Annotated in this window: 21 protein-coding genes; 7 read left to right on the top strand and 14 right to left on the bottom strand. The window is 46.0% G+C overall.

Features of this window, described 5'->3' with window-relative positions:
* Positions 1-4 precede the first annotated feature (4 nt).
* Both H583_RS0101615 and H583_RS0101620 read right to left on the bottom strand, forming a co-directional pair.
* Positions 5-727, bottom strand: a complete 723-nt coding sequence (locus H583_RS0101615) for a Stf0 family sulfotransferase (protein WP_028558947.1) — start codon at positions 725-727, stop codon at positions 5-7.
* A gap of 290 nt (positions 728-1017) precedes the next feature.
* The gene (locus H583_RS0101620) at positions 1018-2370 is read right to left on the bottom strand and encodes a UTP--glucose-1-phosphate uridylyltransferase (RefSeq protein WP_051235843.1); all 1353 of its coding nucleotides are present in this window, start codon (positions 2368-2370) and stop codon (positions 1018-1020) included.
* A gap of 145 nt (positions 2371-2515) precedes the next feature.
* Between H583_RS0101620 and H583_RS0101625 the strand changes: the two genes are divergently transcribed.
* On the top strand, positions 2516-3415 hold the full coding sequence (locus tag H583_RS0101625) for a LysR substrate-binding domain-containing protein (protein ID WP_028558949.1): 900 nt from the start codon (positions 2516-2518) through the stop codon (positions 3413-3415).
* 8 nt (positions 3416-3423) lie between these two features.
* Here H583_RS0101625 and H583_RS0101630 read toward each other — a convergent pair whose 3' ends face one another.
* Together H583_RS0101630 and H583_RS0101635 are read right to left on the bottom strand one after the other, a co-directional pair.
* Positions 3424-4413, bottom strand: coding sequence for an aldo/keto reductase family protein (locus tag H583_RS0101630; protein ID WP_028558950.1), 990 nt, complete (start codon positions 4411-4413; stop codon positions 3424-3426).
* Positions 4414-4533: 120 nt separating this feature from the next.
* A complete protein-coding gene (locus H583_RS0101635) occupies positions 4534-5814 on the bottom strand; it encodes an MFS transporter (RefSeq protein WP_028558951.1) in 1281 nt (426 codons plus the stop codon).
* A gap of 327 nt (positions 5815-6141) precedes the next feature.
* Between H583_RS0101635 and ytxJ the strand changes: the two genes are divergently transcribed.
* Complete coding sequence (ytxJ, locus tag H583_RS0101640; protein ID WP_028558952.1) at positions 6142-6480, top strand: bacillithiol system redox-active protein YtxJ; 339 nt, start codon at positions 6142-6144, stop codon at positions 6478-6480.
* A gap of 75 nt (positions 6481-6555) precedes the next feature.
* A complete protein-coding gene (locus tag H583_RS0101645) occupies positions 6556-7227 on the top strand; it encodes an ArsR/SmtB family transcription factor (RefSeq protein ID WP_028558953.1) in 672 nt (223 codons plus the stop codon).
* Between the two features lie 132 nt (positions 7228-7359).
* Here H583_RS0101645 and H583_RS0101650 read toward each other — a convergent pair whose 3' ends face one another.
* The 4 genes from H583_RS0101650 to H583_RS0101665 form a co-directional block, all read right to left on the bottom strand.
* Entirely contained in the window at positions 7360-8646 is a 1287-nt protein-coding gene (locus tag H583_RS0101650; protein WP_028558954.1) for an aspartate aminotransferase type Ic, read from the bottom strand.
* A gap of 120 nt (positions 8647-8766) precedes the next feature.
* Positions 8767-9303, bottom strand: a complete 537-nt coding sequence (locus tag H583_RS0101655; RefSeq protein WP_051235845.1) for a GNAT family N-acetyltransferase — start codon at positions 9301-9303, stop codon at positions 8767-8769.
* 278 nt (positions 9304-9581) lie between these two features.
* Positions 9582-10349, bottom strand: a complete 768-nt coding sequence (locus H583_RS0101660) for an SDR family oxidoreductase (RefSeq protein ID WP_245585816.1) — start codon at positions 10347-10349, stop codon at positions 9582-9584.
* Positions 10350-10634: 285 nt separating this feature from the next.
* Positions 10635-10862 carry a glycine zipper domain-containing protein gene (locus H583_RS0101665; RefSeq protein WP_028558957.1) on the bottom strand — a complete coding sequence of 76 codons (228 nt, stop codon included), beginning with the start codon at positions 10860-10862 and terminating at the stop codon, positions 10635-10637.
* Positions 10863-11192: 330 nt separating this feature from the next.
* Here H583_RS0101665 and H583_RS0101670 point away from each other — a divergent pair, with 330 nt between their 5' ends.
* Positions 11193-11966 carry a pirin family protein gene (locus tag H583_RS0101670; RefSeq protein WP_028558958.1) on the top strand — a complete coding sequence of 258 codons (774 nt, stop codon included), beginning with the start codon at positions 11193-11195 and terminating at the stop codon, positions 11964-11966.
* Positions 11967-12147: 181 nt separating this feature from the next.
* On the opposite strand, the gene H583_RS31555 is transcribed toward H583_RS0101670, so the two are convergent.
* From H583_RS31555 to H583_RS0101695, 5 genes are all read right to left on the bottom strand, one after another.
* Positions 12148-15261 carry an MMPL family transporter gene (locus H583_RS31555; RefSeq protein WP_051235847.1) on the bottom strand — a complete coding sequence of 1038 codons (3114 nt, stop codon included), beginning with the start codon at positions 15259-15261 and terminating at the stop codon, positions 12148-12150.
* An 82-nt stretch (positions 15262-15343) separates the two neighbouring features.
* Positions 15344-16345 (bottom strand): NADP-dependent oxidoreductase, encoded by a 1002-nt coding sequence (locus H583_RS0101680; protein ID WP_028558959.1) that lies wholly within the window; start codon positions 16343-16345, stop codon positions 15344-15346.
* A gap of 239 nt (positions 16346-16584) precedes the next feature.
* Complete coding sequence (locus H583_RS0101685; RefSeq protein WP_028558960.1) at positions 16585-16920, bottom strand: ArsR/SmtB family transcription factor; 336 nt, start codon at positions 16918-16920, stop codon at positions 16585-16587.
* A 161-nt stretch (positions 16921-17081) separates the two neighbouring features.
* A complete protein-coding gene (locus H583_RS0101690; protein WP_028558961.1) occupies positions 17082-18080 on the bottom strand; it encodes a phosphotransferase in 999 nt (332 codons plus the stop codon).
* A 66-nt stretch (positions 18081-18146) separates the two neighbouring features.
* A complete protein-coding gene (locus tag H583_RS0101695) occupies positions 18147-19046 on the bottom strand; it encodes a 2-hydroxyacid dehydrogenase (protein ID WP_028558962.1) in 900 nt (299 codons plus the stop codon).
* 505 nt (positions 19047-19551) lie between these two features.
* Here H583_RS0101695 and H583_RS35860 point away from each other — a divergent pair.
* The 3 genes from H583_RS35860 to H583_RS0101710 all read left to right on the top strand — a co-directional run bounded on the left by H583_RS35860 (position 19552) and on the right by H583_RS0101710 (position 23636).
* Positions 19552-21537, top strand: coding sequence for an AraC family transcriptional regulator (locus H583_RS35860; protein WP_028558963.1), 1986 nt, complete (start codon positions 19552-19554; stop codon positions 21535-21537).
* A 91-nt stretch (positions 21538-21628) separates the two neighbouring features.
* Complete coding sequence (locus H583_RS0101705; protein ID WP_154665785.1) at positions 21629-22636, top strand: FecCD family ABC transporter permease; 1008 nt, start codon at positions 21629-21631, stop codon at positions 22634-22636.
* A complete protein-coding gene (locus tag H583_RS0101710; RefSeq protein WP_028558965.1) occupies positions 22629-23636 on the top strand; it encodes a FecCD family ABC transporter permease in 1008 nt (335 codons plus the stop codon). The genes H583_RS0101705 and H583_RS0101710 overlap by 8 nt, the downstream gene beginning before the upstream one ends.
* Before the next feature lie 127 nt (positions 23637-23763).
* Here the strand turns inward: H583_RS0101710 and H583_RS0101715 are convergent, their stop codons facing one another.
* A complete protein-coding gene (locus H583_RS0101715; protein WP_028558966.1) occupies positions 23764-24810 on the bottom strand; it encodes a hypothetical protein in 1047 nt (348 codons plus the stop codon).
* Between the last annotated feature and the right edge of the window lie 749 nt (positions 24811-25559).

Consider the following 25559-nt stretch of genomic DNA (forward strand, 5'->3'; position numbering starts at 1 on the left):
ATGTTTACCACGCCTTCCTCTCATAACTTTGTTGTACCTCCCGGCGGTACCGCTGCACCCATTGCTCAGAAGTATCATCCGCCAGCCTGTCAAATGCCGGAGAAGCAATGGTCACATTGTCCGGCTTCACTTCCAGGAAATCCAGTACCTTGAGCACGGTGCCCTCATAATCCTGGATAAAATCCTCGTAGACAATCGTCATCGGCACAATGCCGTTCGCCGTCATAAAGTCCTCAATTGCGACCTCGCGCAGCATGCATTCCTCAACCAAATGCCGGATGGCCTCGAATTTATACTGATCTGCAAGCTCATGCTCCTGCGGCTTTGCCCCATGCTGCCTGTGCCATTCTCCGGAGACAATCGCCCTCCACCACGACACTGCCAGCCTCACCTTATTTCTGCGGGTCATAAAAATATGCTTCGTGGAACCGGGGAATGCTGCACTCCAAACCTCTGCTGTGGGAGCCGTGTCCGGGAGTGCGTACAGCTTGCGGAACGCGTCCACTAATGACTGATCGTAGTTCAATTTGATACCAAAAACGCCATTAGGCGTTGTTCCTGCCTTCCATACATGCTCCATTGTGTCTTTGTTGATTGCATGCGGGTCAACCCCATGCAGCAGCTCACCGATATTCCCTGCTACCCCGGTAGACTTGAGTGCTTCACATAATAGTGTGCTCCCTGTCCGCTGTGAAAACCAGATCGTATAGCTCTGTTTTGGCCTCATGCTTTTCATCCTCCATGTTTTTCGTTTAGTCTTTGCTTAGCAATAGTGTCAGCAGCATGTTCATGCCTTTCACCTCCTTTCAAAATTAAAAAACGGATATAAAAAAGCCGCAAATGAACGCATTGTTCATCTGCAGCTATGTGTCAGCTCAATCCCACTGCTATTAGTGTACGGGCAGGAATTCATCCGCGTCAAGGTATTAGATGCTTTAAATGAAAGATTACCAACAAAAAAGACTAACCAACTGTTACCGGTTAGCCCTCAATATGCGTGCAAGCTGCGCCTTATTTTCAGATTAACAACGGGTTCTCCTGATTGTCGAGCATCCCCGTCACAAGCCCTTCCCCGTCATACGAGGTTAAGGGGGAGACTTCGATTTCACGGCCCTTGATCAAGTTTTCAGGCGCACCCAGCTTTTCAAACCACTTCCGGTGCAAATTCAGTACCAGTTCCCGGGCTTCTCCGGGACTATCCGGGCTGGCGGAATTTTTAACCGGGGCAAATTCTTCCTCCCGGTCCACCCTGACAAGACTCATGCCTGAAGCATATTCGAACAGATCAAATATAAATGCTTCATACTTATAAGCAAGCACCGGCCCCCAGTCGGTCTGTACTTCTTTTTGCACGGCCTTATGTACAAGCTTCTGCTGAGAAGCTTCCTCCAGGAAACGAAGATGGAACAGATGGATGGATATATTCCCGCTGCCAAACACCAGCTGCCCGGTCTTGCAATCCCGCTGCTGCTTGAGCTGTTCCGAAAAATCGCTATACTCCACAACCGACGGCCGTCCATCCTGCAAGCAGACAACCCCGATTTTTTCATCCGCATCCCGCTTCTCAACAACTTTGCACGCAATGGGCTGGCCCGCCGCATGAGCAAACCCGATAAATTGCGGGTCCGCAATTTTTATGAGTGCATTGTCGACATTATAATAGAAAAACCACTCCACGCCCCGCTCCTTAAGCTTGTCCATAATGCCGGAACTGCGCAAGGCCGGGATGCATCCTCCAGTCCCATTTGGAACGCTGCATATTCTCCAAGGCGTCTCCAGAATCATTTTGCCATCCTGATCCAGAGCCGGAATGACAGCTTGATTGAAGAAAAAGAGCTGGTCCTGGTCATAGCCAAAATAGTTATGTTGTGCAAAAAAATTCACCGTATCCGCGTGATTGCCCGGACTCGTCATGATGCACCATGGGATGACTGTCCCTGCGCGCCTCCCAAGATTAAGCAGCCGTTCGGCTTGCAGTTGAAAGAGAGATTTATGCGACGGCAGCCCAATATCAAAGGTACCCTTAGGTCCGCTATGGCCCAGGCGGCTTCCCTGTCCGCCTGCGACAAGCAGAGCGGCTACCCGGCCTTCCCGGAGCAGTTCCCATCCTGTCTTCTCCAAGCTTCCCCGGTCAGCAGCCAGCTCATTCCAGCCCGGAACGGACAATGGAGCCACGTCTAAAGCTTTCACTTCTTCATTTGCTCCGCTATGCGTATACAATTCGTGCAGACCTGCAAAATCAATCGTCTGAATCTGTTCAAGAAGCTTATCCTTCCGGGCAGTTGTCAATGTATCATAGTGTTCTAATATGTGGTCTTGCTTATATTTCTCCACTATCGTTTTTAAGGTATGCAACTTCGTATCCGGCATGGAATCCCCCCCCATTTCCTGCTTGTATGGCCTACCTTATATTACCATACTCCATTATGAATCATAAGCCTGCCTGGCTTCTTTCATTTCAGTTTGGAGATTCGTATACTTATTAGAGGAAAACATAGGGATGAGAGGTGAACGGATGGATATACGAAAATTAAAATACTTTATTGCAGTAGCCGAAGAGCTTCATTTCAACCGTGCTGCTGAAAAATTGAGGATGACACAACCTCCCCTTAGCCAGCAAATTCAAGCTCTGGAGAATGAAATTGGCGTGAAACTGCTGGAACGCACAAAAAGACAGGTTCATCTTACACCTGCGGGGAAAGTTTTTTTAGAAGAGGCGAAAATGATCTTAGCGCAATTGGATCGCTCTATTAAAACAACACAACTGGCTAGTCAAGGAATTAGCGGCCACTTGGTTATTGCATTCGTGGACTCGGCTGCTGGCGGGATCATGGTTGATATTCTTAAAAATTTCCGGGAGCACTTTCCGCAGATACAGCTTACTTTACGCGAGATGACTTCCGCGCAGCAAGAGCAGGCCTTGCTGGACGGAACCATTCATATTGGCTTCCTCCGCTCCATTGAGCCGGCCAGGCATATTGAGTATCGTACCATCACAAGGGAGTCTCTGATTGCCGTATTGCCTGAACAACACCCGTTATCCACACGACATGCAGTATCTGTCCGTTCATTGGAATCTGAGCCGTTCGTTCTGTTTCCGCGCCATTTGGGGAATACATTTCATAGCCTTATTATGGGCTTTTGCTCGCAACACGGCGTTTATCCGGATGTAGTACAGGAAGCCGTTCAGATGTATACCATTGTAAATTTGGTGGCTGCTAATCTGGGCGTTTCCATCGTTCCATCTTCGGTTTCAACATTTAGCCGCAGCCGCGTTGTCTTTCTGCCCTTTGAGGAAAAGACACCATCTGTTCACCTCTATGCCGCTTGGAGAACAGACGGTGATCATGCCGCCTTGTCAGCCTTTGTGGAGTCCATGGAAGTCATCTGTTCAACAGAAAGTAATCATGATTAGCCCGGTTATCATCCGGTTTTCCCCGGATCATACTCAATCCATCCATCCAGAGTCTGATCAATTTGCTTCATCAAATCGAGATCAAGACGAATGCCTGCAGCTTTCACATTTTCTCTTATTTGCTCTGGTTTAGATGCCCCAATGATGGACGAGGATACCTGCGGATTTTGCAGCACCCATGCGATTGCAAGCTGCGGCAGCGTTAATCCGGCTTCCTGTGCAAGGGTGGAGAGCTTCGATACCGCAAGCAAAACTTCCGGTCGCATCCATTGGCCAGCCAACCGATCAAAAAATGGAGCTCCCGCCGCAGTCGACGCGCGTGATCCTTGCGGTGGCGCTTTATCTGGACTATATTTTCCGGATAATATTCCTTGGGCAAGCGGTGACCAGACTACCTGCCCTATTCCCTCTTGTTCGCAAGCAGGGACAACCTCAGCTTCAATTATACGCCACAGCATTGAATACTGGGGCTGGCTCGCGATCAGCGGCACCTTCAACTCCCTTGCCAATGCAGCACCCCTCGCAATTTGTTCCGCATTCCACTCGCTTATTCCAATGTATAACACTTTTCCCTGGCGAACCAAATCTGAAAAAGCCAAAAAGGTTTCTTCAAGCGGCACGGCGGGATCAAAACGATGGGCGTAATAAACATCAATGTAGTCCGTCTGCAATCTGTTCAATGAGGCATGGCAGCCTTCTATTATGTGCTTTCGGGAAAGCCCCCGATCATTGACTCCCTTTCCTGTAGGGTGGAAAACCTTGGTGCACAGCTCAATGCTTTCCCGGCGTATCCCTTTCAATGCTTGACCCAGGACGACTTCCGCTTTTGTGTCCGAGTAGACATCTGCTGTATCAAATGTAGTGATTCCCTCATCCAATGCAGCTTGAACACATGAATAAGCGATATCATTGTCAACTTGGGCACCGTGTGTAATCCAATTGCCATACGCAATCTCGCTTACAGATAGGCCGCTTGTACCCAATATTCGATATTTCATTTGCAACTACCTCCTCTTAAGGTACCTCGATTATAGCGGGACGGCAGGCATTGGTGAAATATCGATTTGCTTCTGTATTCATTCAAAAAAGATATTTATAACAATGAAAATCTAAGAAAGCTATCGCTTAGATGCCCAGAACATAACAGGGATCAGCAAAAGTGAAAGAATGCTTCCTCCGATCGAAAGCGCAGCATAGCTGGAATGAGCGACAACAATGCCGGAGAGCATGCCGCCGGATGCGCCCGACAGCGCGACCAGCACATCGACGGAGCCCTGGGTTTTGGCCCGGTTCTGAAAGGTCGTAGCATCTACAATCAGGGCTGTTCCGCTAATCAGGCCAAAATTCCAGCCCAGTCCGAGCAGACATAGCGCAATAATCAGGGCTGGCATAGAGTCTCCAGGAGCGGTAGCAGCTATGATGCCAGAGAGCAGCAAGGTGATCCCCGCAGCGACAGCCATCGCTTTACGGCCGATTTTATCCACCAGAATACCAGTCAGCAGTGAAGGCAAATACATGGATGCTATATGAAAACCGATTACAAGCCCGACTTGTTGCAGCCCATGCCCATGATGCTTCATATGAATAGGGGTCATGGTCATAATGGAGACCATCACAATTTGCGTCAGAATCATGACGGTAGCCCCGATAATAATTCCCCGCTGGCTTCCCGCCGTGTGACTGCTTTTGTTTGCATCTGCTCCCTGCTGTTTGCTCTCATGGCTGGCAATCGCACCCGCTACAAGAAGCGGATCAGGACGAAGCAAAATCAGAATCACAATCCCCGCCACAATAAAAGCCGCTGCCGCCAGCATAAACGGCCCGGCCAGACTCGGAATTCCGAGAGATGCTGCAAAATTGCCGGTTACGCCCACCATGCTTGGCCCGGCCACTGCTCCGAAGGTAGTCGACACCATAGCCAGACTGACCGCGGTCGCCCGCTGTTTGGAGGTCGCCAAATCTGTTCCTGCATATCTTGCCTGCAAATTCGTTGCCGTACCCGAGCCATAAATGAATAAGGAAAATAATAGAAGTACGATGTTATTGCTGATCGCAGACAGTACGACTCCAATTGCACCCGCGCCACCAACCAGAAAACCAAACCCGAGGCCCAACCGGCGTCCAAACCGCTGTGAATACCGTCCAACCAGCCAGGCAGCCAAGGCAGACCCCAATGTGAATAAAGCAGCCGGAACACCTGCAAAGCTGTCCGTACCGAGCATACTCTGGGCCAGGAGCGCGCCAACCGTCACACCTGCTGCAAGCCCTGCCCCGCCAAAAATTTGCGAGAGAATAACAATAATCATCGTTCTCCGGTAAAGCTGCCGCTTCTTCTCGGGTGAATCTATGTAGCTCTGCAGAGCTCCCGGTTCTTTCTCTAAATCCTTTACTAGTGCCATTTACATTTCCATCCCCCTAAGCTCTTACAATTTAAATCAATTGGCATAAATCGGCTGATATTAGTATTTCATTAATCAATTAATTGATTGAATTATAATGGAATATAATTTGACCCGTCAACCCAGTAAATAGCTCGGGATTGAACCAAACTGGCAATACAAGCATTCTCCTAGCTGGTTAATATAGGTGATAAAGCATTGGACACTCTATTACTTGCCTCTTTAATTTGCGACTTGACTATGGACAAAAACATGATTACAATTCAATCAATCAATTGATTTTCTTTACATGCTTAGACGAACATAAAACGAAGGGAGCACGTCCATATGAACTGGAAAGAAATTACGACTCTTGAAGAGTGGAATGAAATTGTTGAAAAGTCTGCCGCTCGCGGCCAGGTTATTTTAAAGCATAGTACAACTTGTCCGGTCAGCTCCAACGCGCTTCATGAATTCGAACAATATTTGCAGGCTGAACCAAATCAAGACGTGGACTACACACTTGTAAAGGTGATTGAATCCCGTCCCGTGTCGAATCAGATTGCTGAGGACTTGAACGTGAAGCATGAATCACCGCAAATTATTTTCGTCAAGGATAAAGCTAAATATTGGACCACTTCCCACTGGTCGGTTACGAAAGCCCATATAACAGCGGTATTAGACTAATTTTTGGATCGGTAATGGCGTGAAAGCGGCTATTGCCGATTTTTTCAAATCTGGAATGAATCGGGGGTGACAACTATGGAGCATCTGCTGAATCCTGCGAAGGCCTTCAAAGAGGATACTTATAAACAAATGGCCAGAATCGGAAAAAGCCTGTCGAGTGATAAACGGCTTGAAATTCTTAATTTGCTGTCACAGGGTCCCAAATCGGTAGAAAAGCTGGCAAACGCTACAGAAATGAATATTCCCAACGTATCGCGGCATCTCCAGATTTTAAATGATGCCAAGCTGGTCAAATCCGTAAAAAAAGGTACCTATGTCTTTTATTCATTGGCTGATCCTTCGATTATCGACTTCATGTCCTCCTTGTGGCGGATCAGTGAAAAGCAGCTGCCGGATATCAGTAAAATTAAAGATGAGTTCTTAAATCATCTGGACGATATCCAGACGCTGACGATGGATGAAGTGATTGAAAAATTGAATCAGGATGAGATAACGTTCATCGATGTGCGGCCTGCAGATGAGTATGAAGCCGGACATATCCCGGGGGCTGTATCTGTACCGATGGATGATCTGGAGCAATTTATGGCGAAAATGCCTCAAGGCGTGGAAATTATCGCTTATTGCCGGGGGCCGCTATGTGTCATGTCGGCGTTGGCGGCGGAGAAATTTAAAGCGCATGGGTTCAAGGCCTACCGTCTTGAGGAAGGTGTTCATGAATGGGAAGGACATTTTCAGATCAGGCATTGATTACCCTATCGTCAAAATTAGCTATAGATGATTAAAAAGCCACTTGTTCATCAACATGAACAAGTGGCTCATATGCGTTCTAGAGCATGCTACAAAGAACGGATCAACGGCTGCTGCCCTCGCGGCGCGGGATCAAGCGGACTTGGATAAAATGGTCCTGATGCTTGTCAATTTCACGCACACACACAGCACATCAATGGCGGCTTCCAATTCCGCAAGCGATGGATATGTAGGCGCGATACGAATATTACAATCCCTTGGGTCCTGTCCATAGGGGAATGTCGCACCTGCACCAGTCAAGGTGACACCAGCTTCTGATGCCATCTGGACAACCTTTCGGGCACATCCGTCCAGGGTGTTCAAGCTAATGAAATAACCGCCGTTTGGTTTGCTCCAGGATGCAATCCGGCTCCCGCCAAACTCATGTTCAAACTTGTCCAGCACCAGATCAAATTTAGGTTTTATAATAGCGGCGTGCTTTTCCATATGCAGTTGTACTTGCTCCGGATTCTTCAGGAAGCGGACATGCCGGAGCTGGTTAATTTTATCCGGGCCAATCGTCTGTACGGAGAGCTGTTTTCGGATGGCATTCAGATTATCCTCGCTTGCGGCCATAACAGCTACCCCGGCTCCGGGAAACGTAATCTTGGATGTAGAGCTGAAAATAAAGACACGGTCAGGGTTGCCTGCTTCCTTGCAGGCAGAGAGAATATTTTTTAATGGATCAGGAGTTGCCGTCAAATGATGAACGTTATAGGCATCATCCCAAAAGAGCCGGAAATCGGTTGCTTTCGTTGTCATCCGTGCAAGCCGCTCCACGGTCGCATCCGAATACGTAATGCCCTCCGGGTTGCTGTACTTCGGCATGCACCAGATTCCTTTAATCGATTCATCCTCAAGAACCAGCTTCTCAACCGCATCCATATCCGGACCGTCCGGTGTCAGGCCAACCACAATCATCTCGATATTAAACAGCTCACAGATTGCAAAATGCCGGTCATACCCGGGGCTTGGGCAAATGAATTTCACTTTGGGAAGCTTCGCCCATGGCTCCTTGCTGCCGCGCAAACCATGCAGCATCGCTCTGGAAATAGTGTCGTGCATCATATTCAGGCTGGCATTGCCTCCTATGATGACTTCCTTCGGGCTTACGCCCAAAATATCAGCAAACAATTCCTTCGCTTCCGGTATGCCGTCAATGCCTCCGTAGTTCAGATAATCTGAGCCGTCTCTTGCTTGCAGCTGACTCCCGGAGGTCACAGTATCCAGCATTTCCTTGGACAGCCCAAGCTGCTCCGGACAAGGCTTGCCTCTGGACATATCCAGTTTCAGCTTCTGCTGCTTGTAAGCCTCATATTGTTCTGCCAGACTTGCTTCATGAACTCTAAGCTCTTGCTCACTCATTTGGAAGTAATCCATCGCGTGTCTCCCCTATTATTTCCTGCTTGAACTATGCAGATATTTGAGGAAACTATACCATAATTGATTGGAAATTGTCATTCAAAAACATACCGTAATTTAGTCAAATACCAAGTACAATTAAAGCCTTTTAGCCAGGCAATGCCTTAATACGCCTCCATACATGACCCGGGTAAATTGCACTTCAAGCCCGGCAGCCTGCAAATTGCGGACACTTGCTTCATTATCGGGATGAGCCGTTGAATAGAGATACAAGCCGCCTAATTGTCTGGCGCGCTGTTCCCGCAAATCGCTGAAATACCGCTGCAGCCCCTGGCCTCGTGCCGATTTATGAACGACTGTGGAGTCAAGCACCCAGACCTTGGGCAGTTCCTCTTCGGTTACGCCGAATTCACGTCCCAAATTGCCCTCCCCTGTCCCGGGCCGGGCAAGCACGGAATACGCAGTGAGTTTCCCCTCAAAATATGCCCCATATATTTCGCCGCCCTCTTCCAGCAGCGTATGAAAATAGTCTTCTCCATCCGAGACGAAGAGGGTATTGTCGGGGAGGCCCAGAACGACTTCCTTCTGCAGCCGCTGCATGGCGGCAACCTCCTGATGCCCAAGCCTCTGAATCGTGAATCCTTTGTAAAAGCAAATATGCTGGTCGCCATTCATAATCTTATTCTCCTTGTGTTCTCCGACATCTATTCCAAATGCCCTGTTCGTTGTGCTATGGCTATTCTTACATGGCCTTTTTAATTTAATAGATGGCATCGTGAGAAATAAAATCCTTTCCTTTATTTTATCATGTGAATCATTTAGCAGAGGGTGATTTAAAGGCTAAATTGAAAAAAACTGACTTCACAGCATCGAATATGCCGCAAAGTCAGCTCATTGCAAATGTATGAGGAAGCCATTAGGCTAAGCTTGGAGAGCCGCAAAAACACACAGCATTACCAAGGCAGAGGGCTATCCAAGTGATAGAAGCCGCCGGTTGGACCATCATCCGGCAAAGTTGCCATAAGAATGCTTGTGCGGCTGCCTTCCACCTCATCCAGATCCGCTTTGTTGCCGCCAAGCTCTGTACGAATCCATCCCGGGTGAATGGAGTTCACCTTAATGGACGTATCTTTAAGCTCATGCGCCAAGTGGATGGTGAAAGCATTCAGCGCTGTCTTGGAAGCGTTATAAGCAAATGTTTTTATGGAATAAATAGGTGACGCAGGGTCAGCATGCAAAGTCAGAGAGCCGAGCACACTCGACAAGTTAACAATACGTCCGGCATCCGACTTCCGAATGAGCGGCAGCAGTGCCCGCGTCAATAGAATCGGGGCAAAGAAATTCACATCGAACGTCTCCCGCAAGTCTTTTTCCGGCAACGTGCTTGTTCTGTTTACAATAGGCACGGATACACTCTCTTCATCCCTTAGAATGCCCGCATTATTAATTAAGATATCAAGCTTCCCGTAATGCTCATGAATATAGCTATAAGCCGCAGCATGATCTTCGGTCGAATTGACATCAATTTTGATACTCACTGCTTTGAGCCCTTCTTGTTTCAATTGTTCGGCTACTTGAACTCCCTTTTCGGCATCGCGGGCGCCGATAATTACCTCTGCCCCCAGCCGGGCCAGACCGCGCACGGTTTCCACGCCAATGCCGCGTGTAGCTCCAGTAACAAAAGCAACTTTACCCGTAAGATTTTGTGTTGTTGTCATCATTGATCTTCTCCTTTAAATTTTATTGTCGAGGTAGGAATTAGAAAGCCATCACGTTTCGGGAATGATCATTCTAATTAAGGTGAAAAAATTTGCATGAAGTTGTTTATTTGAAATTTAAACTGCTAAACTTCATTGCTTAAAACTCTGTTTTATTCCTGCCACAGACATCATATCATTACGGGAACGATCAGTAAAGAAATATATTTATCCAGTATTTGTTCGTATGAAAAATAATTAAGAGCCCGGGATTCCCCGGACCCTTTCTGCATACATCTTATTATATTCTTAGTCGACAGTATCCTCGTCTTCAGCGCTCTCAGCAATTTTGTTGCCTAGCGCTGCTCCGGCGATACCGCCTGCAACTGTTCCGAGCGGTCCCAAAGCAGAACCTACAACTGCACCAACAACGCCTCCACTTACAGTGCCTGCAGTTTCACCTGCACCTGTATCAGCGGCATTTGTCGTATGTCTTTCTTCTGCCTCATCATGATTATGTCTGTGGTCTTTTGCCATCTGCTTTCAACTCCTCGTATTCTCTTCGGACAACGCCAGGCTTTAATCCCCAGCGAAGCCTTCAGGTATTCTGCCCCAAGTCATTGAAATAAATTCCTTATTGTTTACACATTTTTCGACCAGATAGACATCCGGATTCATGCTTGACATTTATTCCGAAATAATTTATCTTTAAATTAAGATATTCGAAATAAAGATAATTTACAGTTGAACCATCGTTTTGCAATAACAAATGAAATACCTATGCTAATTTATCTTAATTTTAAGATATCAATCTTTTCCGGTTCATTCCGATCACTACGATTGATCCTATTCGAGGAGGAATACATGATGCAAACTTTAATCTACGGTCCAACACTGCAAGCAACAGGCGCTTTTGATGGCGGTAAAATCAAGGAGCAAAAACCGATCGGCTTCCCTGGGGAAGGCTCGGTCGTGAAAAGGGTCGGCCCTCTGTTTTACTGGGTATGGGCAACATCAGAGAATGATGGCCACATTCCGCTGCATCCGCATCAGGGTTTTGAAATTATGACCTATATGGTTCAAGGAAGTGCCGAGCATGGCGATACCCTCGGCACACGCAGCACAGTCGGCGCTGGCGGCGCGCAGGTTATGCAAACCGGCTCCGGTGTCAGCCATGAGGAACGTTTCATTGGACCCGATATGGAAGGATTCCAGATCTGGTTTGAACCGCATATCCAGGAAGCTCTCAAGGTTCAACCGACTTACAATCAATACGAGCATGAGCAGTTCCCGATTTTCGAAGAGAATGGTGTAGTGAAAAAGACAGTTATCGGTGAAGGAGCTCCAATTTCTATTACAGCGGATGCCCGGGTATGGGACGTTACAATTGAGCCGGGCAAACAATACCACCATCAGGTTGCCGCAGGCCGCACCATTACAGCACTTGCTATTCGTGGCAGCGGTACATGGGCAAATAGCGAAGCGAACACGTCCGCTTCTTCATTTAAGCACCGGGATTTCATCGTCGTCCGCGCGGATAACAACTTTGAAGCCATCATTCAGGCAGCCGATGAGCCTTTACGCTTAATTCTTATTGACGTCCCAACAGCGGTTGATTATCCGCTTTATCCTAAACGTTAAGTATTTGCTGCTAGCATTGGGCATTGGGCATCGTTCATTCAGCATTTTTTGGGGAACAAAAATTAACCTCGCTTGAATTCTCAATGTACTGCGATATAAAAACCATCCCGCTGAAAAGATCGGGATGGTTTTTTTCAGTATAATACCGTTTAAGAATTATACTTGCTTTAAATGCAGTCTCTTAGAAGAACCGGTCGGCTTTTTCTTCAAAAACCCGAAGCTTAGAAACACTAATAAATGCTGGTAAAAACAAGGGTAAAAACAATACAGCCAGTAAGATCAAAGCTATAATGACAGCCGTTGCAAGCTGCAGCAATGTTAATACTCCCGATGGAATCATCGCGGCAAACGTACCTGCAAGAATCAAGACTGCCGAGACAATGACTCCCCCTGTATGCTTCATCGCTTCATAGATAGCTTGACGAGGATTCAAATCCTTATATTCAAGATACCTCATTATTAAAAAGATACTATAATCTACACCTAGAGCAATGATCATAATAAATGAGAAGAATGGAATCGTCCATGTCAGATGTTCATAGTTTGTAAATGTGTTGAAAATCCATTCCGTTGCTGCCAGTGCGGTAAGGTAAGCCAATACCAAGGATACAATTGCTCCAAACGAAATCCACAAAGAGCGGGTAATCACAATCAGGAATATCAATATCCCTAATAGCATAATGATTGCTGTCTTTATGAAATCTCCAGTAGACATCGTATTGAGATCTTGGTTTTGAGATGATATGCCCCCAATGCCGTACTCAGCCCCGGCAAATTTGGATTGCTGGATTAGTTGTGTATATCTGTCCTGAATTTGTTTCACCGTCTCCATCGCCTGAGAGGAATAAGGATCATCCTTTAAAATAATCATCCATTTTGCTTCATGTCTGTCCTTGGACATGTACATATTCAATGATTTGGAAAAAGCTTCGCCCGTACGTATTTCTTCCGGGATAAAGAAGGTCTCGGATGGACTCGTTCTCACAACTTCATTTAAATAATCTGTTGTACTCTTCAAACCATCAGAAATCTCCTGCAAACCGTTAACACTGTCCCCTAGTCCGTTTTCCAGTTGCGGAAGGCTGCTTGCCAAACTGTTCAAGCCTTTATTCAGCTCAGTTTGCCCCTGCTCGATTGTTTTCAGTCCCTCAATTAAAGCTGGCATCCTGCTTGTAACCTGCCCCTGTCCCTGAGTGCCTTGGACAAGACCTTCATGGAGCTGGGTTGCTCCTGTCGCCAATTGCTCAGAGCCTTTACTGAGCTTTTCCTGAGCAAGCTGAATTTGCTGCATTCCCTCCTGCATACGAACCAGCTGTCCGTTTACCACATTAAACTGTTCGTTTAATTTCGTAATTCCTGCACTTAGCCTTGCCAATTGCTCATGAAGCGCAGCTGATGCTCTCTTTGTTTGTACAAAATCCGGATTGGATTTCAGTTCCTCATTTGATTGCTCCAGACGGACGACCGCATCATTCATGTTTTGGGAAACGGATAAAATAGCATCCAGTGAGCGCTCAATATTGTCATATTGAGCGTAAAGGGTTTGATAGCCTCCTGTAATTTTGGGCAGACTCGTGCTAATTGTAGCAGTTGAATCTTTGAGCTTTGCCAAATTTCCGTTCAGACTGTGCAAACCCTTTTTCAATTCATCTGCTCCTGCAGTTCCTTTGCCTAGACCAACAGAAATCTTGCTCAAAGCCTCAATGGACTGTCCGATCCCCTCTTGTACTCTTTTTGTACCCGATACCAATTCATTAACTCTATTAAATTCATGCAGCGGAACTGTAGCAATCCTGTCAACTGAAGCAGATAATCCGTCCTTAATTGTATTGACCCCATCATTCGCCTTGCCGATTCCTTCACTCAACCTTGAGGACTGATCACGGGTATATAGCTCTTGAATTTTCTCTCCACGAGGCTGGGTTGCACTAAACACCTTATCTACCCCATCAATAGCAATTAATTGCCTGGTCAGCGTATCGATAAAAGTCAAATTCACTGACGTATCCAGTGGCTCTTCTGCTTTTATTACGAGCGTTGTAGGCGAAGCCTGCCCGGCTGGAAAATGATCATAGACAATATGAATGCCTTTGACTGACGGATATGAATCTTGAATTTCCTCCAGAGAATTGTAACTCAGATGCCCTGAATAGAATAAGGAAATCGGTGTTGCAACGATCAAAGTAATGATGATTCCCCAAATAGGACGCTTTACAGCAAAGCCTGTGATCGCAGAGATCACCTTGTTCCCATTATGATCAGCAGCCGCTTTGGAAGGCCAAAAGCTTATGCGGCCGAGAAGCCCCATAAATATGGGTACGATGGTGAACAACGCCAAGAGCAAAAACCCGACGCCGATGCCGACAGCTGATGCTGATTTGAATAACTGAAACTCAGCAAGTCCCAAACTGCTAAAACCGATTAATACCGCGATTCCGCTATACAATACCGTCTTGCCAGCAGTTTTATAGGTTTGAATAATAGCTTCCAATGTAGATTCCTGCCGGATTAATTCTTCTTTGAACCGCATAAACAACAGGATCATATAATCGGTCCCAATTCCGAACAAGACCAGAACTAAAAAGATTTGTGTAAATCCGGAGAAAGGAAAGTCAAATTTATCAACCAGTTGGGTAACCGTACCCAGGGAAATCAAAAAAGTTAAAACTACAGTAATCAGTGAAATAACAGGTGTAACCGGCGAGCGGAAAATCAAAATCAGGACGATAATGATAAAGGCGACAGCAACACCTTCTGTCTTCTTAATGCCTGCTTGAGTCGTCTTTACGAAATCCTCCATAATCAGCTCAGATCCGGTAAGATAATGATCAACCTGGACATTGTTTAATCTCTCTGTCAGGAGATTACCTATCTCTTCTTTGGAATGGGTGCCCATATCAACTGTAACCAGGACCAGTGCTGTAGTTCCATCTTTAGAGAGCATCTGTTCTTGCATATCCTCGTTATTAATATGAGACATCACTGAAACAATTTTCAAGCCAGATTTTTGCTGCTCCAACTCGCGGACGGCGTTTTTAATCTCATCCATTTGCCGGTCATCCAGCTTATCCCGATTATGAAACACAACGATGACCGGCATTTCATTTTCATTAACAGATTGATTCATTTCTCTAAGCAGCCGGTCCGCTTGTTTGGAAGAATATTTTTCTGGAACACCAGCCTGCCCTTTTTCCCGAATCAACTGACCCATATCAGGCATAAAGCTAATCAGTAATACTGCCGCAGCAACCCATAAAGCAACAATGGGCCATTTCCATTTCAAAATAAGTTTCATAATACGTCTCCTCATCCCAAAAACATTTATGGATTTAATTAAAGGTCTTCATCGGTTGTAAGCAGTTTCTAAGCCCATGGAATTACTTTATTTTAACGACTACCTTCCCTTTGGCACCCCCGCCTTCAAGGTATTTGAGTGCTTGTGGTGCATCTTCAAATCTAAACACCTTATCAATGACTGGCTTAATGTGCCCTTCCTCAATAAAGCCCTTAATTATCTTTAATTGGGCTCCGCTCGGTTTCATGAACAGGAAGTGGTAGCTTGTCCGGGTTTTCTTCTCAAGTGCTGTGAGTTTATGGCTCACGATAGATAAAAGAGTTGTCTTCAACCAGCCTAATTGTGCTTCTTTACCAAATCTTGCGTTTGGCAAGCCGGAGACGGATACTATTTTTCCATTTGGCTTCAGCACCTGAAATGATTTTTTCAAGACTTCGCCGCCTAAAGTATCATAAACCGCATCATATCCCGTAAGCAGCTCTTCAAAATTCTCTTTTCTATAGTTAATGATTTGATCTGCACCCAGTGATTTGACCAATTCATAACCTTTATCACTTGCAGTAGTTGCGACATAAGCACCCATTAATTTAGCCAACTGAATGGCGAAGGTGCCTACGCCGCCTGAGCCGGCATGAATCAGAATTTTTTGGCCCTTTTGGAGCTTCAAAATATCGTGAAAGGCTTGATAAGTTGTGAGTCCGACCAGCGGTATCGACGCCGCTTCTTCAAAGCTCAGGTTCCGCGGCTTTAGTGAGATGTCATCCTGATGAACAGCAATATATTCGGCCAATGTCCCGATCCGGCCTTTGCGTGGTCTACCATAAACTTCATCTCCGGATATAAATCCTTTCACCCGGCTGCCAACTTTAATGACAATTCCAGAAAAATCATTTCCAAGGATTAAAGGCATATCATACTTGAGCAGGAATTTTGCCTTTCCTTCCTTTACTTTAAAATCGATAGGATTTAAGCTGGCAGCGTTAATTTCCACCAGTACATCCATTTCCCCGATCTCAGGCATTGGTTTCTCAGCCATCAATAATGGCACATCTTTTCCGAATTTCTCAATAATCATAGCTTTCATTTCAATCACTCCATTATGGTTATTGGTTTAAACATATAAACATATTAAATAAAAAAATTCCCTGATTTACTCCATTCGTCTTTTGCTGACCAGGAATTTTCATTTTCTGAATTCAATAATTTGAAACTGATTGGAGAGAATCAAATTTAGTATTAGCATTTAAGTTTTCATTCATCCTGTTCTATATATGATTATAGGTTTAAACATATGAACCAATTGTATAAAAAAGCCTATTCCATTTAAATTGTTTGTTGATCAGGATTGATACATTGTGCTTCAATCGCCGCAATTAATGATTTGAGTTGTTCAAGCGGTTTGCGGACAGTCAGTATATAATAATTTTCTACACTCTTTTTTTCAAAATTAACAAAGCCAGACTGCTTCAACACCTTTAAATGATGGGAGACGGCCGGCCTGGACAAATTGATTTGCTCCGCTATCGTATTAACATTAAGTCCCGATTTATGCTGTGCAAGCAGCATAATAATAGCTTGACGGTTTTCATCAGTCAGCACATCCAGCAAAGGTATACTCTCTTTAAATTGTTGTAGAATCTGCTCGGTTTGCTGACTCATATACGCCACCCCTTCCGTTTATTCGTTTAAGTACGTAAACCTAATTATAACCAAGTTGTTTTTAAAATCAAGTGCGAGCTTGCCTATACTGCTTCGACAGTCCAATAAAAAAGGACGTCCCCAAGCTTTAGCTCAGGTTACGTCCACGCTTCTATTCCCCCTTACACATCATCCAACCGGTCTGCCAGCGTCGGCCATTGATCTTCAATCCAATGCATTTCTTCCACAAAACGGCCAAGCAATGTGCGCAGCCCGCTATCAACCCGGACCTCTGTACGAAGCCACCAGATGGATTCGATGATATACAGCATTTTTATCGCGCGGGAAAGCATACCATGCGGTGCTTCGTAATAGCCACGGTAACCTTCCATAAATGCTTGGACTGTTTCCATCCGCAGTTGTCCATTCTGCAAAGACCCTGACAAAATTGCACGGGCCACATCGATTTCCGGATATGCCATCGTCATTCGGTCAAAGTCCACAATGCCAGCCAGCCCCTGCCCGTGAACCAGGATATTATCGACCCACAAATCCCAATGCAGCCAGCCCGACGGACAAGCTTCAAACAGGCGAAAATCCAAGGAATGAACGATGTCCCGTGACCGCTCCAGCCACTCCATGACAATCGTATCTTCAGCTTCTTTCGCTTTGTCCCAATTGATCTGCCAATCCCGTAAATAGGCCTCCTTATCCGGTTCCCAGGCCGGCTTGCTGAGCGGCGGCACCGCTTGAAGCCACTTATGCATTCGGCCAACTGCCGTACCCAATTCGAACATTTGCTTCTTACTCAAGTATCCGGCTTGAGCGCTGTGTCCATCCACCCAGTCCAGCACTGTATATAACAGACCTGAGGGAGTTTCCTGTATGTACTGGTCCTTATATGTATATACTCCAGGGCACGGTATTCCGGCTGCGTTCAACCCTTGTTGCAGTTGCAGTGTTTTCTCGATTGCCCTTCTTCTCTCAGGATTTGTATGCATCCTGTACCGGTCCGGATGATAATACTTTATAAAGAGAGACCCGTTATCCGTATCTATCTTCCACTTGACGTTGAGCCAGCCCTTGTCGATTGTCGTTGCCTCTTTCACGGATATTCCAAACCGATTCTTAAGATGAACCGCAATTTCATCTGCCCAGTACGATTCCGTTTCATTAGCCATGGGATGACACCATACCCTTTCCACGAATAATTTGATTCAGCCTCTCCGCACATTCGGAAGTCTGATTTAAGATTGATAAAATATTTCAAGATTTCTTATTAAAGATTCGCCCATAGCGGATAGCGTTTCTTCTGTATAAAACGCAGTATGCGGGCTACAGATGACATTCGCCAATTCACATAGAGAAATGTCGGTTAACGGCTCTTCCGGAAACACGTCCAGCCCTGCCCCAAATAAGCGCCCTGCAAGCAAGCTTTCTTTCAAAGACTCGTAGTCCAACAAGCTGCCTCTGGATGTATTAATCAGAATGGCATTCGGCTTCATCAGATTGATTTTTTCCTTATCGAAAAATACTTTATTGTCTTTATTGGATAAGTGCAGGGTAAGGATATCGGATTCCCCGATGACTTGCAAAAGCGGCATTTCCCCGTCCTTCTCTTCTCCAGTTTTGCCTGCGATGAGAACTTCCATGCCAAGCGCCCGTCCTATCGATCCCACCTGCCGGCCAATTTGACCGTATCCGATTACCCCTAGCTTTTTTCCTGAAAGCTCGTAATTCGGCTTTAACTCCCCTCTCCAATTTCCCGCGATGATGCTGTTATGTGAGGATTTTAACTGCTTCGTGACCGCAAATATCAGGGCAAATGTATGCTCCGCGACTGAAACTTGACTTACTTGAGGAATGCCTTTGACGGTTATTCCCATTTCCTCAGCCAATTGGCGATCAATATAATCCGTGTTGTGGGCACGTATCCCTATGTACTTGCATTTAGATAATTTCAAAAGCGACTCTCGTGACAGGCGGCTATGCAGCAGCATCGCATCACAATTCCTTAGTTGCTCCTCCTTCGGATTATAGGGAGAAAACACTTCAACATTATACCCTTCATTTAAGCGGGCTTGGGCCTCTTTTGACAATACAATTGCAGAGTCGAGCAGACAATATCGTTTTGGTGTTACATTCATATTTATATCGGCCCCCTTCTGGTCTTGGATACAATCAGCTTCCGAAAGATTCAATACAGAGATCGATGCTGTTAAGGTCTGGCTTAAGGCTGAGAAAAAGGGAAGCGATATGCAATACTGTCCCTTTAGCATCTTTCTTAAATTAATAAATAATGATCTAATTGTAATTATAGGTCTTCATACTGCAGCATGTACATTCTCATACCGTGTTCTTTTTGTCATAATGTGAAATAGGCTTCTCAGTTATAAACAGCCATTTCTTGTCCGCTCAGCACGCCGTATCGAACTTCTTAGCAGCCGCGGTAATCAGGCAGAATATATGCATCTTGTCTATCATTGCATTTCATTGACAATGATCCTCATTATCATTATATTTAAGATACATATGAAACACGATTGAACAGCGGCACACAGAAGCGTCTTTGTACAAGAGCGCTCTGAACGGAAATCCGTTGTTGAATGTATGACTAGCCCTATAAAAGGATGGAGCAAAGGAGAGACTGGCGTGAATCTGGAAGCCCGAATCAGGCTGTGGAACCTGTCTCATATCCATATTTTCGATATTCGCCGTTCGGTAATGAACGCTGGGGATTGTTTGCAGAGCTACCTTCTTCCCTCCAGCGCTTTCCTCTACGTACTGCATGGACAAGCACATATTGAATGGGATGAAGAGCATATTTCAGCCAGATCGCATCTGTTGCTGCATGGAGGCAAAGGGCTCCGGCTCGCGATCACAGCGGTTGACGAGCTTCATTATTATATCATTCTGTATAAAGCAGTCCTCCCCAAACTTGCCCACCGCGAATGGCTTCGTCTCGTCGAGTCAGGCAACCCGTTCTATGAACGCTACAGCTTAACGGTAAATCAGCCTCTGTATATGGTGAATAAACTGCTGGAGATGGAGGAGCAGTGGAACAGGCCGGGTGCGCGTTCCAAGCTGCTTGCCCGCTCCAGCTTTTATCAGTTTGTCCATGAACTGCTCTCTCAGCTGGAGGAGCAAGGCGTACATGCCGCTGTGCCGGATCTGGCGCTTCAGGCCGTGCGTTACATCGAGGAGCATTACAGCGAGCCGATTACGCTGGAAAGGCTGAGCGAACTGCTGGATTGCAGCTCCCGGATGCTGCTGAGGAAGTTTAAAGCCCAATTTCAGACATCCCCTATTGATTATCTCATCCAGGTCAGAATGGAGCAGGCCAAGCAGCTGCTGTCCCGCACCCGCCTCCCTATCAGGGAAATTGCGGAGAGCACGGGATATACAGACCACTATTATTTCAGCCGTCTGTTCAAAAAGAATGCCGGCGTTCCCCCGGCCGAATACAGGGCACTTGTTATTAGCGGCAAAATTGTGCCATATGATCCATCTGCGTTGTCGACATTATCCATTGTAGGAAACAAGCTTCAACGGTATATTGATGGAGACATTAATAATCATTATCAATACAAGTTGGAAAGGGAGCTTAATATGTACGGTAAGTCCAGAAAGTCTTTGGCTATTCTTGTTATTTGTATGGCAATGCTGCTCAGCGCATGCGGAGGAGGAGCGGTCAATACGAATTCAGCGAAGGGGAATAACAGCAGCACTCCTGCTGTTAACAATTCAGCAAATACGCAGGCAACAACAGATAAACAAGAAAATGCGCCTGCAACCCGCACCATAAAGCATGCGATGGGAGAAGAGACGATTGTCGGTACACCTGAACGTATTGTTATTTTGACGAATGAAGGTACGGAGGCACTGTTGTCTGTAGGGGTAAAGCCGGTCGGCGCTGTGCAATCCTGGGTCGGAGATCCGTGGTATGAGCATATTGCATCAAACATGGAAGGTGTTGAGGTCGTCGGGGATGAGCTGCAGCCGAATATCGAGCTGATCGCCAGCCTGAAGCCGGATCTCATTATCGGTAACAAGGTCCGTCAGGAAAAAGTGTACGAGCAGTTGAAGCAAATTGCCCCTACTGTGTTCTCTGACGATCTGGCCGGAGACTGGAAAATCAATTTCACCCTCTATATGGAGGCGCTCGGCAAGCAGGAGGAAGGAAAGAGCCTGATGGCCGAATTTGACAAGCGTGTGGAAGAAGCGAAAGCGAAGCTGACAGACAAGCTGGATACGAAGGTATCGGTGGCACGCTTCTCCGCCTCTCAAGTACGCATCTACCAAAAGCAGACATTCTCTGGCGTGCTCTTGAATCAACTGGGCTTTGCCAGACCGGAATCACAAGATAAAGACAGCTTCATTGAAGTCATGTCCAAGGAGACCATTCCGAGCATGGACGGCGATGTACTCTTCTACTTTGTCACGGAAGCGGCAGGCTCGACGGATGCATCCAAGGCTGCGGAAGAATGGATGAAGGATCCGTTGTTCCAAACCTTGAATGTGGTCAAAAACAACAAGGTCGTGCAGGTAGATGAAGCGATTTGGAATACGGCCGGCGGTTACAAGGCTGCTAATCTGCTGCTTGATGAAATCGTTGCTTATTTCGAAGCGGAAAAATAGTACAGGCAGTTTTGGCGGCAACAGGCTGACGTTCGTACCAACGGCGTCGGCTTGTTTGCTTGCGTCAGAAGGATGACAAGGAGATACCATGATGGCAGAGCAATCGGCAAGAAAAGGCCGGATGCTGACCATGCTCATCGCAGGGGCATTTTTGCTGTTGGTCAGCATGCTGGCGAGCATTTTGTATGGCCTGCGCATATTCGGGCTTCGTGATTTATGGCAGGCATATAGCGCATTTGACGGTTCCACAGAACATCTCATATTAACGAATACGCGTGTGCCGCGCACGCTGATCGCGGCTATCGTAGGGGCAAGCCTGGCTATGGCTGGCGCAATTATGCAAGTATTGACCAAAAATGGTCTGGCCTCCCCTTCCCTATTCGGCATTAATTCAGGCGCATCCTTATTTGTCGTTGCCGCGCTGGTCATGGGCGGCGGCGCCTTTGCGCTAAAGCAGCTGATCTGGTTTGCTTTTATCGGTGCGGCTGCGGCAGCAGTACTGGTCTTTGCGCTTGGCAGCAGCGGCAGCCGTATCGAGCCGTCACGGCTCGCGCTGGCTGGAGCTTCTATCGCTGCCTTCGGCACATCGATGACGTCCGGTCTTATTCTGGTTAACAAGCAATCGCTGGATGATGCGCTGTTCTGGATGATCGGCTCGGTGTCCGGCCGCAGCCTGGAGCATCTGGAGCTGGTGCTGCCCTATATCGGGACAGGCATGCTATGTTGCATGCTCGTAGCGAGAGCGCTGAATGTGATGGCGCTTGGTGAGGAAAATGCGATGGGGCTCGGCATGCGGATGAAATATGTGCAAATGGTATCGGCAGCCGCTGTCATCCTGCTGGCTGGCAGTGCAGTGTCCGTAGCCGGACCGATTGCTTTTGTCGGCCTCGTAGTGCCGCACCTGTGCCGGGCGGTCACAGGCAACGATCATCGATGGCTGCTGCCCTACTGTGCTGTAGCCGGAGCTATTCTGCTGGTCACGGCCGACACCCTCTCGCGCTTTATCGTTCCGGGCAAGGAAATTCCCGTCGGCATAGCAACCGCAATTATCGGTGTGCCCTTTCTGATCCGGGTAGCTAGGAGGAAGAAGGATGCTTAATGCAAAACGAAAACAGACGGCAATTGTTGTTCTTCTTGTTCTCCTTGCACTGGCAGTGGCATTTATATCCTTGTCCATAGGTTCCGTATCAGTCCCGCTGCCCGAAGTGCTGACTGCCCTGCTCACTAATGGCGGGGGCGAGTCCGGCATGATTGTGACGGGATTCCGCTTGCCGCGGGTCATTGCCGCGATGCTTGTAGGCGCTTCGCTCGCAGTAGCCGGGGCGCTGCTGCAGGGCGTGCTTCGCAATCCGTTGGCTTCTCCGGATGTGCTCGGCGTAACGGGCGGCGCTTCGGTCAGTGTGGTAGCGTTCATGACACTGACGACAGGCTTGAGCATCCATTGGGTGCCTTTCATCGCAGTAGCGGGAGCCATGGCGACCGGATCGCTCGTCTATATTCTCGCATGGAGAAAAGGCGTGTCTCCCTACCGCATGATTATTATTGGAATCGGGATTTCTACAGCAGCGGGCGCTATGACAACACTGCTATTAATAAGCGGTCCCGCCTACCTGGCGGCACAGGTGCTTAATTGGACAACTGGAAGCCTGTATGGCACCAATTGGTCTTATGTAAGCATGCTTTGGCCCTGGGTTGCGCTGCTTATCCCATTGTCGCTGCTATGTGCCCGTGAGCTGAATGTGCAGGCGCTCGGGGAAGAGACAGCGGTCGGACTTGGCAGCAGATTGCAGCTCAGCAGGTTTTTCGCGCTGTTGTTCAGCGTCTCCCTCGCGGGTGTGGCTGTGGGTGTGGCTGGAGCACTATCATTTATCGGACTGCTGGCTCCCCATATGGTAAGAGCACTGGTAGGTCATTCCTACCGGCTGCTGCTGCCGGCTTCCGCCGCCGCGGGAGCCATCATTCTGCTGCTGGCCGACCTGGCCGGAAGAATGCTGTTCCAGCCGCTGGATATCCCCGCCGGGGTGTTTACGGCGGGGGTCGGTACGCCGTTCTTTTTGTATTTGCTGTTTCGGAAGAGGCGTGGGGGATTGCGGGGGTAGTTTTGTGGGATAAGGGAGAATTTATATAGTTAGGGGCGGAGTAGATATTCCGCCCATTCTGTATGAAATTTCAGATACAATAGGCCTAAAAATTGCTAAGTACAATAACGTAGTTATGTTTTGGACTCTATAAATATTGCGCAATTGAACCGGAAGTTCGGCTTGGAAAATTACCAGTTATCAGAACAGAATCTCCTTCTGGAATAATCTCCAATAGTTGATTAATGGATTCTTTTTCCAACTCAATCATTTTTGTCAATACACTTTCGAGAGTTTCCATTCGTTTTTTCCCAGTATATTGCGCTTTCATAAAAACCCCCTTTATTAAGAGAGCATGATTTTCGAGTAATTTGAAATTGTTGATTAAATGTTCAGAAGTACTTATATAATTTTTTTCCATTAAGTACTCCACTCTCATTCTCATTATCATTTTGTGTTCTAATAAGGCATGAAAATTTTTTATTGAAACCTTATCATCAAACAAATATGAGATAATATCTTTATAGACGTCTATCCCAAATTTCATTTTTTCTGATTGGCCACAATTACTTCCATTAACATATTCTTTTAAATGATTCTTAATTACTTTCAAATTAATAAACTTATCATTGTCAGGATTGTTTAAAATGTTCAATTTTATTAAGTAAATATCCTCCAGATTTTGCGAAAGTTTTTCTTCATCAAAGCTAACCCTCTCGTAACCCTCTGAAATTTCATTATAAGTTGCTAAGTAATTCGAAAAATTTTTATCCTTATCATATCCTGAAACGTTAAAAGTCGATTTTTCATCGTCAAATCCATTTATCAAAATATCATGACATACTACATTCGTACCAAATGATTTAGAATTCGTTATGCATGATTCATTGAGATGAACATAAATATAATAATTTTGAGCAATACAATTTTTAATAAAATCTACAACAGATGAATTATATATTGCGATTATTTCCCTGGGTATCTGCTTTACTATAAGTGGACGGAATTGTTCTAAGAAAGGAGGATTCAGAAAATCTAACCTCAGTTTATTAGGTAGTGTACACGTATACAAATTAATATAATGATTAAAAAACCATTCATCAAAAAACGAATGATTCCCTGCAATTGACAAGGGATACGCATGATATTGTACATATCTAATTTTTGGTTTTACTAAAGGTAATACTATTTTCATTAGATGACCCCCTCATTATGTGTTGGTAAAATCTTAATATAAATTATTACCTATTCAACATTAATTTAGTTCCCCAAATTAAGCTTTATCTGAGAACTTCAAATTCCTTGCCGACATTCACATAGAGATCACATTTTAGGAGCCTTCTACTAAAGATACCTGTTTGATTGCAATATTATATATACAATTTTCTCCATATTAGGTTGAATATCCTCTTTAATTAAAATTTAATCAGTCGATAATCAAACCAGATTGCCTCTGAACCTGGTCTACTAAAACAATTTTCTAAAAAACAGGAACAAGACGCATGCAAAACTGGTTTGGGTATTCACTCCAGACCTGTATTATCAATATTTAGCGCTTTCCAAACAAAGTTCCTGATTCCAACCAGAATATCCCTACTACTTCATTCTAAAGCTTAACATCATCAATTATTGAGGCTAATAAATAGCTACTGAGAATCGATACCTGTTAAGAATCCACTTTTTCTGTAATCATCCTCTTTGCGGTGATCTCTTCGTTATACCTTGCTGTTTAAACTTCGGGCCATTGTCTGAAAAATACGAACAGAATAGTGTTATTGTGATTGGCTTTTTCTCCATAACACTCCTTTCTTTATTGCTTGGCGGATTGGGCTTGGCGATTAGTGAATCTACTGGTGTGATTTCTGTCTTAGGCCTTTTAAATGAAAATGAGGTCAACCAGATTAAGCTGGCTAACCGCATAATATAAATCTATTTTTCAGATCC

The sequence above is a fragment of the Paenibacillus pinihumi DSM 23905 = JCM 16419 genome (assembly GCF_000422505.1).
GTDB classification, from domain to species: domain Bacteria; phylum Bacillota; class Bacilli; order Paenibacillales; family Paenibacillaceae; genus Paenibacillus_D; species Paenibacillus_D pinihumi.

Coding starts and splice junctions, on each gene's coding strand:
- H583_RS0101710 (WP_028558965.1), top strand. CDS start 22,629: ATGCTTAATGCAAAACGAAAACAGACGGCAATTGTTGTTCTTCTTGTT.
- H583_RS0101655 (WP_051235845.1), bottom strand. CDS start 9,303: ATGAATGGCGACCAGCATATTTGCTTTTACAAAGGATTCACGATTCAG.
- H583_RS0101660 (WP_245585816.1), bottom strand. CDS start 10,349: ATGATGACAACAACACAAAATCTTACGGGTAAAGTTGCTTTTGTTACT.
- H583_RS0101680 (WP_028558959.1), bottom strand. CDS start 16,345: ATGAAAGCTATGATTATTGAGAAATTCGGAAAAGATGTGCCATTATTG.
- H583_RS0101635 (WP_028558951.1), bottom strand. CDS start 5,814: ATGGCACTAGTAAAGGATTTAGAGAAAGAACCGGGAGCTCTGCAGAGC.
- H583_RS0101625 (WP_028558949.1), top strand. CDS start 2,516: ATGGATATACGAAAATTAAAATACTTTATTGCAGTAGCCGAAGAGCTT.
- H583_RS0101630 (WP_028558950.1), bottom strand. CDS start 4,413: ATGAAATATCGAATATTGGGTACAAGCGGCCTATCTGTAAGCGAGATT.
- H583_RS0101715 (WP_028558966.1), bottom strand. CDS start 24,810: ATGAAAATAGTATTACCTTTAGTAAAACCAAAAATTAGATATGTACAA.
- H583_RS0101615 (WP_028558947.1), bottom strand. CDS start 727: ATGAGGCCAAAACAGAGCTATACGATCTGGTTTTCACAGCGGACAGGG.
- ytxJ (WP_028558952.1), top strand. CDS start 6,142: ATGAACTGGAAAGAAATTACGACTCTTGAAGAGTGGAATGAAATTGTT.
- H583_RS0101705 (WP_154665785.1), top strand. CDS start 21,629: ATGGCAGAGCAATCGGCAAGAAAAGGCCGGATGCTGACCATGCTCATC.
- H583_RS0101665 (WP_028558957.1), bottom strand. CDS start 10,862: ATGGCAAAAGACCACAGACATAATCATGATGAGGCAGAAGAAAGACAT.
- H583_RS0101670 (WP_028558958.1), top strand. CDS start 11,193: ATGCAAACTTTAATCTACGGTCCAACACTGCAAGCAACAGGCGCTTTT.
- H583_RS0101650 (WP_028558954.1), bottom strand. CDS start 8,646: ATGGATTACTTCCAAATGAGTGAGCAAGAGCTTAGAGTTCATGAAGCA.
- H583_RS0101685 (WP_028558960.1), bottom strand. CDS start 16,920: ATGAGTCAGCAAACCGAGCAGATTCTACAACAATTTAAAGAGAGTATA.
- H583_RS0101695 (WP_028558962.1), bottom strand. CDS start 19,046: ATGAATGTAACACCAAAACGATATTGTCTGCTCGACTCTGCAATTGTA.
- H583_RS0101620 (WP_051235843.1), bottom strand. CDS start 2,370: ATGCCGGATACGAAGTTGCATACCTTAAAAACGATAGTGGAGAAATAT.
- H583_RS0101690 (WP_028558961.1), bottom strand. CDS start 18,080: ATGGCTAATGAAACGGAATCGTACTGGGCAGATGAAATTGCGGTTCAT.
- H583_RS31555 (WP_051235847.1), bottom strand. CDS start 15,261: ATGAAACTTATTTTGAAATGGAAATGGCCCATTGTTGCTTTATGGGTT.
- H583_RS0101645 (WP_028558953.1), top strand. CDS start 6,556: ATGGAGCATCTGCTGAATCCTGCGAAGGCCTTCAAAGAGGATACTTAT.